Source organism: Maritimibacter fusiformis, assembly GCF_008086115.1.
In the GTDB taxonomy this organism is placed as follows: Bacteria; Pseudomonadota; Alphaproteobacteria; order Rhodobacterales; family Rhodobacteraceae; genus Muriiphilus; species Muriiphilus fusiformis.
In genome coordinates this window covers 503,519-516,297 of sequence record NZ_VSIY01000003.1, presented here as the reverse complement: position 1 = coordinate 516,297, position 12,779 = coordinate 503,519, and the positions used below count along the sequence as shown (strand labels likewise).

The 12,779-nt window shown below is 68.5% G+C and carries 11 protein-coding genes and 1 pseudogene; 2 read left to right on the top strand and 10 right to left on the bottom strand.

Features of this window, described 5'->3' with window-relative positions:
- Positions 1-63: 63 nt before the first annotated feature.
- The 5 genes from FVF75_RS03155 to FVF75_RS03135 form a co-directional block, all read right to left on the bottom strand.
- Entirely contained in the window at positions 64-834 is a 771-nt protein-coding gene (locus FVF75_RS03155; RefSeq protein ID WP_148376281.1) for a FadR/GntR family transcriptional regulator, read from the bottom strand.
- Positions 806-1,756 carry an ABC transporter ATP-binding protein gene (locus FVF75_RS03150; RefSeq protein ID WP_148376280.1) on the bottom strand — a complete coding sequence of 317 codons (951 nt, stop codon included), beginning with the start codon at positions 1,754-1,756 and terminating at the stop codon, positions 806-808. Before FVF75_RS03150 ends, FVF75_RS03155 begins: the two co-directional genes overlap by 29 nt.
- Positions 1,753-3,624 carry a dipeptide/oligopeptide/nickel ABC transporter permease/ATP-binding protein gene (locus tag FVF75_RS03145; protein ID WP_148376279.1) on the bottom strand — a complete coding sequence of 624 codons (1,872 nt, stop codon included), beginning with the start codon at positions 3,622-3,624 and terminating at the stop codon, positions 1,753-1,755. The genes FVF75_RS03150 and FVF75_RS03145 overlap by 4 nt, the downstream gene beginning before the upstream one ends.
- Complete coding sequence (locus FVF75_RS03140) at positions 3,621-4,568, bottom strand: ABC transporter permease (RefSeq protein WP_148376278.1); 948 nt, start codon at positions 4,566-4,568, stop codon at positions 3,621-3,623. The genes FVF75_RS03145 and FVF75_RS03140 overlap by 4 nt, the downstream gene beginning before the upstream one ends.
- Positions 4,569-4,690: 122 nt before the next feature.
- Entirely contained in the window at positions 4,691-6,268 is a 1,578-nt protein-coding gene (locus FVF75_RS03135) for an ABC transporter substrate-binding protein (protein ID WP_148376277.1), read from the bottom strand.
- Positions 6,269-6,370: 102 nt separating this feature from the next.
- On the opposite strand from FVF75_RS03135, the gene FVF75_RS03130 reads away from it, so the two are divergent.
- Both FVF75_RS03130 and FVF75_RS03125 read left to right on the top strand, forming a co-directional pair.
- A complete protein-coding gene (locus FVF75_RS03130) occupies positions 6,371-7,036 on the top strand; it encodes a DUF1028 domain-containing protein (RefSeq protein ID WP_148376276.1) in 666 nt (221 codons plus the stop codon).
- On the top strand, positions 7,026-8,264 hold the full coding sequence (locus FVF75_RS03125) for a M20 family metallo-hydrolase (protein ID WP_148376275.1): 1,239 nt from the start codon (positions 7,026-7,028) through the stop codon (positions 8,262-8,264). The genes FVF75_RS03130 and FVF75_RS03125 overlap by 11 nt, the downstream gene beginning before the upstream one ends.
- A gap of 400 nt (positions 8,265-8,664) precedes the next feature.
- Here FVF75_RS03125 and FVF75_RS03120 read toward each other — a convergent pair whose 3' ends face one another.
- From FVF75_RS03120 to FVF75_RS03105, 5 genes and pseudogenes are all read right to left on the bottom strand, one after another.
- Positions 8,665-9,417, bottom strand: coding sequence for an SDR family NAD(P)-dependent oxidoreductase (locus FVF75_RS03120; protein WP_148376274.1), 753 nt, complete (start codon positions 9,415-9,417; stop codon positions 8,665-8,667).
- Positions 9,417-10,277 (bottom strand): branched-chain amino acid ABC transporter permease, encoded by an 861-nt coding sequence (locus FVF75_RS17705; RefSeq protein WP_246137992.1) that lies wholly within the window; start codon positions 10,275-10,277, stop codon positions 9,417-9,419. Before FVF75_RS17705 ends, FVF75_RS03120 begins: the two co-directional genes overlap by 1 nt.
- A 135-nt stretch (positions 10,278-10,412) precedes the next feature.
- Positions 10,413-11,321 (bottom strand): annotated as a pseudogene (locus tag FVF75_RS17700) (branched-chain amino acid ABC transporter permease); the annotation flags it as partial.
- Between the two features lies 1 nt (position 11,322).
- A complete protein-coding gene (locus FVF75_RS03110) occupies positions 11,323-11,958 on the bottom strand; it encodes an ABC transporter ATP-binding protein (RefSeq protein WP_148376470.1) in 636 nt (211 codons plus the stop codon).
- A gap of 64 nt (positions 11,959-12,022) precedes the next feature.
- Entirely contained in the window at positions 12,023-12,778 is a 756-nt protein-coding gene (locus tag FVF75_RS03105) for an ABC transporter ATP-binding protein (protein WP_148376272.1), read from the bottom strand.
- Position 12,779 lies beyond the last annotated feature (1 nt).

The window sequence follows — 12,779 nt, the reverse complement described above, 5'->3', positions numbered from 1 at the left end:
CGGGACAGGGCCGCAAGCCCCGGCGATCGGGCCGCAGCCTTCAGGGCAACGGGGGGCCGCGCGCTACTCCGAGATGAACCGGCGCTGCATCTCGGCCTCCTGCGCCTCCATCAGCTTTTGCGCGGTTTCCATGTGGTCGCGCATGACCCGCCGGGCCGTGTCGGCGTCGCCGGTGCGCAGCGCCTCGACGAGTTGGAGCTGGAACGCCCGGCCGCGCCGCCAAAGCTCGAGGTTGGGAGGCTCATAGAGCTTGCGATAGACGGTGAGGTCCGAAAGCATGTTGACCATGAAGTCGATCAGAAAGCCCAAGAGCGCATTGTCGGCCTGCTCGGCCAGCAGCGCGTGAAACCGGAGCGAGGCGACGTGCTGTTCGCGTTCCTCCTCGACATCCTGCGCGGGGGCGTCGTATTCGCCGATGATCGCCTCGAGCCGGCCCAGCACCGCCTCGGGAAGATTGCCGGCCAGCGCCGCCGCCAGTTCCGGCTCCAGCACCCGGCGCAATTGATAGATGTCGCGGATCGTCAGATCCTTGAAGTAGAAGTAGTTGCCCAAAAGCGCCCGCGCGCGTTCCTTCGAGACCTCGTGCACGAAGGTGCCGCCGCCGGGGCCGGTGCGGCTTTTCACCAGCCCCTGCGCTTCGAGGATGCGCATCGCCTCGCGGATCGTGCCCTTGGACATGCCGAAGCGTTCGATCAGCTCCGGCTCGCTCGGCAGCCGGTCGCCGGCCCCGAAATGGGCCTGGACGATCCAGTCCTTGATCGCCTCGGCCACGCGGGTCGGGCGTGACAGGCGCGAGGGCGCGGGATCAGTCGAGGGGGTGGTGGCAGGCGGCAAGTTGATGCTCTCCAAGCGGTCTGAGGTCGGGCTCCACCTTGACGCAGATGTCTGTGGCGCGCGGACAGCGCCCGGCAAAGGCGCAGCCGGGGGGCGGGTTCAACGGGTCGGGCAATTCGCTGTCCTTCTGCTCGGGCGCGGTCAGGGGGCGGCCGACCACCGGCGCGCTGTCCGCGAGCAGCTTGGTATAAGGATGGCGCGGGGTTTTGAAAACCTCCCTCGCCGGTCCGATCTCCACCACCGCGCCGAAATACAGCACCATGATCCGGTCGCTCACCGCCTCGACCACGGCAAGGTCGTGGCTGATGAACAGATAGGTGAGGTCGAACTGCCCGCGCAGATCGGCCAAGAGGTTCAGCACCTGCGCCTGCACCGAGACATCCAGCGCCGAAACCGGCTCGTCCAGCACCATGATGCGCGGCGCGGCGGCAAGCGCGCGCGCCACCCCGATGCGCTGGGCCTGGCCGCCGGAAAACTCGTGCGGATAGCGGTCGAGGAACTCCTCGCGCAGGTTCACGCTGGCGAAGATCTCGGCGATGCGCGCGGTGCGCGCGGCGCGGTCCATCCGGTGCAGCCACTTCAGCGGCGCCTCCATGATCTGGCGGATCGACTTGCGCGGGTTGAGCGAGGACACCGGGTCCTGAAAGACATACTGGATCAGCTTGCCGAAGGCCGCCGGGTCGGCATTGTCGAGCGGCTTGCCGGCGATCTCGATCTGCCCGGTGGTGGGCGCGTTCAGCCCCACCAGCATCCGCGCCAGCGTGGACTTGCCACAGCCCGATTCCCCGACGATCCCCAGCGTCTCGCCGGTCGCCACCTCGAAGGACATCGGCCGCACCGCGCGCACCGCACCCGGCTTGCGCAACAGGCCACCGCCGACCACGAAGGTCTTGGACAGGTCCGTCACCTTGAGCGCGGTCATGCCAGCACCTCCTCGGGATGGATGCAGCGCACCCGGTGGGTGTCGCTGCCTGTGAACCCGATCTCGCCCACGCGGCAGGCCTCCGTCGCCTTGTCGCAGCGCGGCGCGAAGGCGCAACCCGGCGGCAGGTCCGACACCACCGGGGGCAGGCCCGGTATCGCGGCCAATTCGCGCTTGCCGCCGCCAAGCTCGGGCACGCAAGCCATGAGCTTTTTCGTATAGGGATGCGCGGGATGCGACAGGATGGTCGCGGTCGGCCCCTCCTCGACGATGCGCCCGCCATACATCACCGCCACCCGGTCGCAAAGCTGCCCGACGACGCCGAAATCATGGGTGATGAAGATGATCGCAAGGCCACGGTCGCGCCTCAGATCGTCGAGCAGCGCGAGAATCTGCGCCTGCACCGTGACATCGAGCGCGGTGGTCGGCTCATCCGCGATGATGACATCGGGATCGTTCGCCAACGCCATCGCGATACCCACGCGCTGCCGCATGCCGCCCGACAACTGGTGCGGATAGTCGCGCACCCGCGCCTCGGCGTTGGGGATGCGCACGTCCTTCAACAGTTCCACCGCCCGCGCCCGCGCCGTGGCGTCGGGCACGGCGTGATGCGCCTGGATCGCCTCGGTCAGCTGGTCGCCCACCCGGTAGAGCGGATGCAGCGTCGAAAGCGGGTCCTGAAAGATATAGGCCACGTTGTTGCCGCGCTTCTGGCGCAGGCTGCGGTAGTCGGCCGACAGCAGATCCTCGCCCGCGTAGCGCACGGCGCCGCCGGTGATCACGCCGGGCGGCGAGGCGACGAGGCCCATGACCGACAGCGCGGTCACCGACTTGCCCGAGCCGCTCTCGCCGATGATCCCCAGCGCCTCGCCGGGGTTCAGATGCAAGGACACCTCGTTCACGGCGCGAAAGATGCGCGGGCCGACGTGGAACTGCGTCTCCAGCGACTGGATGTTGAGAAGACCCTTCTGATCCGCCTCCGGCACCTGCCCCTTGCGGTCCACCAGCGTCACCGCGCGCGGCCGGGTCAGCGCGCCGGACCTCAGCCGCGGGTCGAGCGCGTCGCGCACCCCGTCGCCCAGCAGGTTGATGCTCATGACGATCAGGAAGATCATCACGCCCGGCACCACCGAGGTATGCGGGTTGGTGATCAGCGCCGCCCGCGCCTCGCCCAGCATCGAGCCGAGGTCGGCCACCGGCGGCTGGCTGCCAAGGCCGAGGAACGACAGCCCGGCGGTCTCGAGGATCATCCAGCCCACCGTGGTCGACATCGCGATCACGATGGTCGAGGCGACGTTGGGAAGAAGCTCGGTCAGGATGATGCGGCCATGCCCCATTCCGGCCAACCGGGCGGCGTCGATGAACTCGCGCCCCGCCAGCCCCACGGTCACGCCGCGGATGTTGCGCGCGAAGAACGGGATGTTCACCGCCGCCACCGCGATCAGCGCGTTGAGCAGGCCGGGGCCCAGCGCCGCGACGATGGCCAGCGCCAGGAGGATGTAGGGAAAGGCCATCAGCATGTCGACGCCGCGCATGATGACGTTGTCGATCCGGCCGCCGAAATAGCCCGCGACGATACCGATCGCCGAGCCGATGGTGCCGGCGACCAGCGCCGCGGCGATGCCCACGGCAAGGCTGAGCCGTGTGCCCCAGAGCAGCCGCGACAGCAGATCGCGCCCCAGGTGATCGGTGCCCAGCAGGTGCCCCTCGGTGAACGGCCGCATGAACCGGTCGCCGGTGGCGGTCACGTCCGGGTCGGCCAGCGGCAACAGCGGCGTGACCAGCGCGAGCAGCACGATCGCCCCCAGCACCACCGCGCCCAGCGCGGCCAGCCGGTTGCGAAACAGGAGTTTCAGGAACGTCGTCACGTCTTGATCCTCGGGTCGAGCAGCGACTGCGCCACGTCGACGGCGATGTTGAAGAACACGTATGCCGCCGCCACGAAGACCACGCCGCCCTGCACCAGAAGGATGTCGCGTTTCAGGATCGCGTCGACCAGCATCCGGCCCACGCCGGGCCACTGGAACACGATCTCGATATAGACCGAGCCGGACAGCACGAAACCCGCCTGGATGCCCAGCACCGGAATGATCGAGACCATCGCCGCGCGCAGCGCGTGGCCCATGATGACGCGGCGCTCATGCACGCCCTTGGCGCGTGCGGTGCGGATGTAGTCCTGGCGCAGCACCTCGAGCATCGCCGAGCGCGACAGCCGCGCGATCACCCCGGTCGCCACCACCGCGAGCGCCAGCGCCGGCATCACCAGATGCCGCGCGAGGTCGATGAGATCGCCGCCGCCATAGATCGCATACATCCCCGAGACCGGCAGGAGCCGCAGGTTCACCGCGAAGACGAGGATCATCATCATGCCAAGAAAGAACGACGGCACCGAGATGCCGATCAGCACGGTGAAGGTGATCGCCTTGTCGGCCAGCCCGTATTGCCGCGCCGCCGAGACGACGCCGGCGAGGATGCCGAGCAGCGTGCACAGCACGAAGCTGACGCCTGCAAGGATCAGGGTGGCGTTGAAGCGGTCGAGGATCTCGTCGATCACGGGCCGGTTCAGGCTGAACGAGCGGCCAAAACCGCCGCTCAGCATGTTGCCGAGCCAGATGAAGTAGCGCGTGACGAGGGGCTTGTCGAGGCCGAGGTCGCGGTTGAGCTTTTCCACGTTCTCAGGGGTCGCATAGCTGCCCAGGATCGCCGTGGCGGGGTCGCCGGGGATCATCGCCATGATCAGAAAGACGATCACGGTGATGCCGAGCAGCACCGGAATGGCCGAGATCAGTCGTTTCAGGATATGGGCGCCCATCGCGCTCCCCCGCTCCGGTGTCCTTGAATGGATTACCTGTTTCTACGCTCGGAAAATACCTCGGGGGTGTGGGGGCAGCGCCCCCGCCTGGGTCGGGCCGCCCGAAGGCGGCCCGAAACCCGTCAGTTCTTGACCACGTCGCTCAGCATCAACAGGAACGACGGCTCCAGCGAGAAATTCTCGACCTTGTCCGAGGTCACCGCGTTCTGCTTCCAGTTGGCGACGAAGACCCAGGGCGCGTCGTCATGGACGATCCGCTGCATCTCGCGGTAAAGCTCGGCGCGCTCGTCCTGGCTGGTGGCGACGCGGGCCTGCTCGAGCAGCGCATCGACCTCCGGGTTGGAGTAGTAGCCCGAGTTGAACCCGGCATCCGGCCAGGCCGCGGTGCGCAGCGCGAGGAACGGCAGCGTGTCGGGGTCGTTGGTCATCCATGCCATCTCGGCCATGTCGGCCTTGCCCTCGAGCCCGGGGTTCACTTCGCCAAGGAAGGTGTTCCACTCGTAGGTCTCGATCTTCACGTCAAGACCGACCGCGTTCAGATCGGCCTGGATCGCGGTGCCCATCGGCACCGGGTCAAGCATGCCCGACCCGCCCTCGGTGACGTAGAACACAACCTCGGTGCCCTCGGCCACACCGGCCTCGGCCAGCAGCGCCCTGGCCTTCTCGGGGTCGTAGGGGTAGGGATCGAGGCTTTCGTCATAAGCCCAGGCAAAGGCGGGCGGGATCGGCCCGGCGGCCACGTCGGCGGTGCCCTCGAGCACGTCGTTCACGATCGCTTCCTTGTTGATCGCGTAGTTCGCGGCCTGACGCACCAGCTTGTCGGCGAACGGGCCTTCCTTGGCGTTCAGGATCAGGAACCACAGGTGCGGCCCGGCCTGTTCGACCACGCGGAACGCCTCGCCCTGGAACTCCGACAGCGCGGTGGGCGGCACTTCGACCATCATGTCGATGCCCCCGGCGAGCATTTCGGCCACGCGGGTGTTGGCATCTGTGATCGGGCGGAAAACGACCGCGTCGGTGCCAGCAGGCTCGCCCCAGTAGTCGGGGTTCTTCTCGATCACCACCGCCTCGTTCGAGCGCCACTCGGCGAACTTGAACGGGCCGGTGCCGACCGGGTTGCGGCCGAAGTCGGCGCCGCTGGCTTCCACCGCGGCGGGCGACACCATCAGGCCGGTCGGATAGGCGAGGTTCGACAGGAACGGCGCATAGGGCGCATCGAGGGTGAACTTCACCGTCATGTCGTCGATCACCTCGGTCGACTGCACCGCCGAGAAGAAGAAGGCCAGCGGGAACGGCCCGGTGTCATGGTAGGGGTGATCCTCGTTCAGCATCCGGTCGAAATTGAACTTCACCGCATCGGCGTTGAACGGGGTGCCGTCGTGAAAGGTGACGCCCTCGCGCAGGGTAAAGGTGTATTCGGTGCCGTCCTCGGACACCTCCCAGTCGGTCGCCAGCGCCGGCGCCACTTCCAGCGTGCCCGGCGCATACCGCAACAGCCCCTCGTAGAGGTTCACGAGGATGCGAAAGTCGTTGACCGCCGTCACCGCCGCCGGGTCGAGCGACTTCGGCTCGGCGATCTGGCCGACGATCAGCACGCCGGGTGGGGTCTGGGACACGGCCGGCGCGGCCAGGCCGGTGGCCACCGCGGCGCCGAACACGGCGGCGATCAGGCCCCGGCGGCTCCATTCGAAGGGTTTCATGTGAGTCTCTCCCAGTTGGTTCAGGTCGCCGCTAATTATCATGATTAATTGCATCGGTCAATTTATCATGATAGATAGCAGGGATCGAACCTCGGAGCTGCCATGACCTTTTCACTTCTTGCCCGCGACCCCGAAACGGGGGCCATCGGCGGCGCGGCGGCGACCGGGTCGCTCTGCGTCGGTGGCTGGGTGCTCAGGGGCGCGCTGTCCGGCGGCATGTCGGCCAGCCAGGGCAAGGCGCCCTCGACCTTCTGGGGCGAGGATGTGCTGGCGCGGATGGCCGAAGGGCAGGGCGCCGATGCGGCCGTGAACGCCGTGGTTGCGGCCGACAGGGGCAGAGCCCAGCGCCAGCTTGCCGCCCTGCCGCCCGCCGGGCCGGGCGCGGCCTTCACCGGCGACGACAACACGCCCGCGATGGCCCAGCGGCTGTTCGACGGCGGCGTGGCGGCGGGCAACATGCTGGCGGACAGCGCGGTGATCGAGGCGCTGGTCGCGGGCTTTCTCGACGCCTCCGGCAGCTTCTCGCAACGCCTGCTTGCCGCGCTGAAGGCCGCCGACGCGGCGGGCAGCGATTCGCGCGGGCTTCAGTCGGCGGCGCTGCTGGTGCTGTCGCCGGCGCATGCGCCGCTGACGCTGCGGGTGGACCATGCCGGCGCGCCGCTTACCGCGCTGGACGACCTGCTGACCCGCGCCACCTCCGGCCCCTACGCCGACTGGGCGGCGCAGGTGCCTTGCCTTGACGACCCGGAGCGCACCTATGCCGGCTGACATCGGTCAGGAGGCCGCGGACCGGCTTGCGGCACTCGCCGCCTGTTCCGCCCCCGGCCCCGGCGTCACCCGCCTGCCGTTCACCCCCGAACACAGACGCGCGCTCGACCTTCTCACCGGGCAGATGCAGGCCGCTGGCCTTGCCGTGCATCTCGACGCCGCCGGCACGCTGATCGGTCGGCTGGAAGGTCCGCCCGGCGCGCCGACCCTGATCCTCGGGTCGCACCAGGACAGCGTGCGCGAGGGCGGGGCGTTTGACGGGGCGATGGGCGTCGTGCTGCCGATCCTGGCGGTAGAGGCGCTGCGCGACCGGGGCATCGCGCTGCCCTTCGCGGTCGAGGTCATGGCCTTTGCCGACGAAGAAGGCGTCCGCTTCCCGACCGCCCTGATCGGCCCGCGCGCCCTTGCCGGCACCTTCGATCCCGGTGTGCTCGACATGGCCGACGCCGACGGCGTGCCGCTGCGCACGGCGATGACCGGCTTCGGTCTCGACCCCGACGCGCTGCCCGGCCTCACCCGCGATCCGGCGAGCGTGCTGGGCTATCTCGAGGTTCATATCGAGCAGGGTCCGGTGCTGGAGCGCAGCGGCGCGGCCCTGGGCGTGGTCACCGCGATCTGCGGCATCGAGCGGCACGGAGTCGTGCTGACCGGCGAGACCGGGCATGCCGGAACCTTGCCGATGGCCCTGCGCCGCGATGCGCTGGTAGGGGCGGCTGCGCTGGTCACCGAGGTCGACCGGCTGGCGCGCGACACCCCGGGCCTGCTCGGAACCGTCGGCACGCTTGCCCTCGCCCCCGGCGCGGTCAACGCGGTGCCGCGCGAGGTGCGCATGACGGTCGAACTGCGCGCGCCCGATGACGCGGTCCGCGAAGCGGCAGGCGCGGCACTCACCGCCTTTGCGCGGCAGATGGCGGCTTCGGGTGGCCTTGGCCTCGACATGCAGCGCAGCTATGCGCAGGCGGCGACGCCATGCGATCCGGCCTTGTCCGACCGGCTCGCGGCGGCGGTGAGCGCGACAACCGGCAAAGCCGCGCCAAGCCTGCCCTCGGGTGCCACCCATGACGCCTCGGCGATGGCCGATCTCTGCCCGGTCGCGATGCTGTTCGTGCGCTGCCGCGACGGCCTCAGCCACCACCCCGACGAGTTCGCCGCGCCGCCGGACATGGCGGCAGCCGTCTCCGCGCTCACCACGTTCCTCACCGCGCCGGACCTCGCCCGGCGGCTGTGACCGCATCGCGCGGCGCCACATCCCGGCTGACCGGATCTGGACCGTATGACCGCCACGCGCACCCACGGCCACCGAGGTGCGATCCGGGGACGCGGATCATCTCGCTTGGGTTGACCGGCCAGGATCACGCAACGCACGCAGGGTTTCGCGCCCGTTAACCTTTTCCTGCGATAACCTTTCGCGTGCACGAAAGTGGTATCCGTGCCTCGACCCCGGCATATCAAAACCGGACAAGAGGCAGCCGGGACACCTAAGACCACCTGATGAAGGTGCAGGCGAGGCTCTGCGCCCGGCGAAGGAACACTTGCCCAAAGGCGGGCCCGCCACTTTACCCCTTGTGAGTATGTGAGCGACCGAGACCCAGACACCCTGCCGGGATAGACCCGCGCGGGGCGCAGCCCTATCGGTCGGGGTCGGCGCCGTCGGCCTCGTCGGCCTTGAAATGAACGTCTGGCGTCCAGTCCGGCGCCGGGCGGCGGTGGATCTCCCAGTAGGCACCCGCCACCAGGTCGGGGTCGTAGGGCGTGCCCCTGGCCATCGTCCCGTGGATCGCCACGGTCGCCACCTGCACGCCTTTCGGCGCCAGTTCCAGCGCCAGCGAATGCCCGAGGCTGCGCAGCGCCGCCTTGCCCAGCGACACGCCGGCCCATTCGATCCACGGCCCGAAGGCCAGCACGCCGCCGGTCAGGATCAGGGTGCCGCGCCGGCGCGCGATCATGTCGGGCGTGACGTGACGGGCGAGTGTCAGCGCGCCGGCCACGTTGGCGCGAAAGCTCTCGACCAGAGCATCCTCGTCCATCGGTTCGCCGCGCGCGCGCCAGCCCGGGGCGTCGGCATAGCGCGCCTCGTCGATGCCCGAGGGGGTGACAAAGCGCGACGGCTCGATGATGGCGGCGTTGTAGACGGCGAGTTTCGGCGCGCCGTGGCGGCTTTGCAGCTCATCGAGCGCGGCGCGCAGGCTCTCCGGGTCGGCGGCGTCGGCGACCAGCCCCAGCGTGTCCAGCCCCTCGGCGTCCAGCGCGCGCTGATACCCCGCCACCGCTTCGGCGCGGCGTGCCACGAAGCCGACCGACAGCCCCTCGCGCGCGAAACGCCGGATCAGCGACAGCCCAAGCCCCGGCCCCGCGCCGATGACGATGGCCGCGCCGGGCATCATCCGGCCTCGCGCTTGCGGTCGGCGCGCCGGCCCAGCCAGTCCTCGAGCGAGCCGATCACGCCCTTGCGCAGGAACAGCACGAAGAACACGAAGGCCGCGCCCTGGATCACGATCACCCAGGCGCCGTAGCCCGCGAACTCGCGCTGCAGCGTGACCACGATCACCGCGCCCACGATCGGGCCGAGCAGCGTGCCCACGCCCCCGATCAGCGTCATCAGGAGCGCATCCGCCGAGGTCATGAAATGCAGATCGGCCAGCGAGGCGATCTGGAACACCAGCGCCTTGGTCCCGCCCGCCAGCCCCGCCAGCATCGCCGACAGGGTGAAGGCGACCAGCTTGAACTGCGAGGTGGAATAGCCCAGCGAGATGGCGCGCTGTTCGTTCTCGCGGATCGCCTTCAGCACCTGTCCGAAGGGCGAGCGCAGCAGCCGGTAGATGAAGCCGAAGCCGATCAGGAACACCGCCAGCACGAAGTAATACATGTTCATCGTGTCGCCCAGGTCGATCAGGCCGAAGAGCGTGCCGCGCGGCACCGACTGGATGCCGTCCTCGCCATGGGTCCAGCTTGCCTGCACCGCGTAGAACACCACGATCTGCGCCAGCGCCAGGGTGATCATCGCGAAGTAAAGCCCCTGCCGGCGGATCGCGAGCCACCCGAACAGCGCGCCGATGGCCGTGGCAAGGGCGACGCCGGCGAGCAGCGCCAGTTCCGGCGGCCAGCCCCAGACCGCGGCGACATGCGCGGCCCCGTAGGCCGAGGCGCCGTAGAAGGCGGCATGGCCGAAGGCCAGGAGGCCCACGTAGCCGAACACCAGGTTGTAGGCGAGCGCGAACAGCGCCAGGCACAGGATCTTCATCGCGAACACCGGGTAGACGATGAAGGGCAGGATGGCGCCGCCGAAGACCGTGAGCACCGGCAGCCAGATGCGCCCGTTCTCGAGGATGCTCTCGCGCCGGCTGACCGAGATGTCGGTGCCGGAATGGGCCTGGGTTTCCTTGCCGAACAGGCCCTGCGGACGCAGCACCAGCACCAGCGCCATGATCACGAAGATCACGGTCGACGAGGCTTCGGGCCAGAATACCTTGGTCAGGCCCTCGATCACGCCCAGGCCGATGCCGCTGACGATGGCGCCCGCGATCGAGCCCATGCCGCCGATCACCACGACCGCGAAGATGGTGATGATGATCGACTGGCCCATCTGCGGGCTGACCTGGTAGATCGGCGCGGCCATCACGCCGGTGAGGCCCGCAAGGCCCACGCCGAAGGCATAGGTCAGCATCAGCATGCGCGGCACGTTGATGCCGAAGGCGCGCACCAGGTCGGGGTTTTCCGTCGCCGCGCGCAGGTAGGCGCCCAGCGGCGTGCGCTCGATCACCGCCCAGGTGCCGATGCAGACGGCAAGGGCGGCCACGATCACCCAGATGCGGTAGATCGGCAGGAACATGAAGCCGAGGTTGAGGCCGCCCTTGAGTGCGTCGGGCACCCCGTATTGTTGCCCGGCTGCGCCGAACCACAGGTTGAACATGCCCTCGATCACCAGCGCCAGCCCGACCGTCAAAAGCAGTCCGTAGGCGTGTTCGAGGTTGTAGACGCGGCGCACGAACAGCCGCTCGGTGAGCGCCCCGGTGGCGGCCACGCCCAGCGGCACCAGCACCAGCGCCCACCAGTAGTTCAGCGATGGCAGGCCCAGCCCGGGAAACAGATCGGGCAGGTTCAGAAGCGCCCAGGCCGCGAACGCCCCCAGCATGTATTGCGCGCCATGCACGAAGTTGCCGATGCGCAGCATGCCGAAGATGATCGCGACGCCCATGCTCATCATCGCGTAGAACAGCCCGTTGATCAGGCCGATCAGGACCTGTCCGAACAAAAGGCCGGGGTGTATGCCAAGGAATTCGATCATGTCAGGCCTTCAGATAAGCGATGATGCGGTCGGCGTTCTCGTCCATGTCGGTGCGGCTCATCTGGTCGATGACCTGGCCGTGCTCGACCACGTAGTGCCGGTCGGCCAGCCTGGCCGCGAAGCGGTAATTCTGTTCGACCAGCAGCACGGTAAAGCCCCGGTCCTTGAGGGCATGAACCACGGTGGCGATCTGCTGGATGATCACCGGCGCCAGCCCCTCGGTCGGCTCGTCGAGCAGCAGAAGGTCGGCGCCCGAGCGCAGGATGCGTGCGATCGCCAACATCTGCTGTTCGCCCCCCGACAGCTTGGCGCCGGAACTGCGCCAGCGTTCCTTGAGGTTGGGAAACAGCGTCAGCACCTCGTCCTCGGTCATGCCGCCGGGGGCGACCACGGGGGGCAGGTGCAGGTTCTCGGCCACCGTGAGGCTGGCGAAGATGCCGCGCTCCTCGGGGCACCAGGCGATGCCGCGCCGGGCGATGCGCTCGGTCGGGCGGCCAAGGATCTCGTCGCCGCGGTGGCGGATCGAGCCGGTGGCGCGTCCCATCAGCCCCATGATGGCGCGCAGGGTGGTCGATTTGCCGGCCCCGTTGCGGCCCAGGAGCGACACGCATTCGCCCTTGCGCACCTCGAAATTCATGCCGTGCAACGCCTTGCTCTCGCCATACCAGGCGTTGAGGTCGGAGACGGTCAAAAGTGGCGTGTCAGTCAATGTCGCCCCCGATATAGGCTTCGATCACCGCGTCGTTGGCGGCGATGCTTTCATAATCCCCCTCGGCCAGCACTTCGCCGCGCGCCAGAACCGTGATCCGGTCGGCGAGGTCGGCGACCACGGCGAGGTTGTGCTCGACCATCAGGATGGTGCGATTGGGGCGAATCTGGCGGATCAAGTCGCTGATCCGGTGCACGTCTTCCTGCCCGAGACCCGCCATCGGCTCATCCAGCAGCATCAACTCGGGGTCGAGCGCCAGCGTGGTGGCGAACTCCAGCGCGCGCTTGCGGCCATAGGACAGCTCGGTCGCGGTGCGGTTTCGCCACTCGATCAGCCCGACCGAGGTGAGCAATTCGTCGACCCGGTCCTCGAGCGCGGTCAGCACCTTTTCGCCGCGCCAGAACGAGAACGAAAAGCCGGTGGGCCGCTGCAACGCGATACGCACGTTCTCGGCCACCGTCATGCGCGGGAAGATCGCGGAAATCTGGAACGACCGCACCATGCCGCGCCGCGCCACCTGGGCGGGTTTTTCGCGGGTGATGTCCTGGCCGTTGTAGGTGATCGTGCCCTCGCTGGGCGCAAGGAACTTCGAGACCAGGTTGAACACCGTGGTCTTGCCGGCCCCGTTCGGGCCGATCAGCGCGTGCAGCGAATGCCGCGCCACGTCGAGGTCGACGCCGTTGACCGCGGCAAAGCCGCCGAAACGCTTGGTCAGGCCGCGTGTCTGGATGATCGTGTCCGTGGTCATC

Excerpts from the sequence above, each read along its gene's own strand:
- FVF75_RS03125 (WP_148376275.1), top strand. The coding sequence starts at position 7,026 with ATGCCGGCTGACATCGGTCAGGAGGCCGCGGACCGGCTTGCGGCACTC.
- FVF75_RS03105 (WP_148376272.1), bottom strand. The coding sequence starts at position 12,778 with ATGACCACGGACACGATCATCCAGACACGCGGCCTGACCAAGCGTTTC.
- FVF75_RS03135 (WP_148376277.1), bottom strand. The coding sequence starts at position 6,268 with ATGAAACCCTTCGAATGGAGCCGCCGGGGCCTGATCGCCGCCGTGTTC.
- FVF75_RS03130 (WP_148376276.1), top strand. The coding sequence starts at position 6,371 with ATGACCTTTTCACTTCTTGCCCGCGACCCCGAAACGGGGGCCATCGGC.
- FVF75_RS17705 (WP_246137992.1), bottom strand. The coding sequence starts at position 10,277 with ATGAAGATCCTGTGCCTGGCGCTGTTCGCGCTCGCCTACAACCTGGTG.
- FVF75_RS03140 (WP_148376278.1), bottom strand. The coding sequence starts at position 4,568 with ATGGGCGCCCATATCCTGAAACGACTGATCTCGGCCATTCCGGTGCTG.
- FVF75_RS03120 (WP_148376274.1), bottom strand. The coding sequence starts at position 9,417 with ATGCCCGGCGCGGCCATCGTCATCGGCGCGGGGCCGGGGCTTGGGCTG.
- FVF75_RS03110 (WP_148376470.1), bottom strand. The coding sequence starts at position 11,958 with ATGAATTTCGAGGTGCGCAAGGGCGAATGCGTGTCGCTCCTGGGCCGC.
- FVF75_RS03150 (WP_148376280.1), bottom strand. The coding sequence starts at position 1,756 with ATGACCGCGCTCAAGGTGACGGACCTGTCCAAGACCTTCGTGGTCGGC.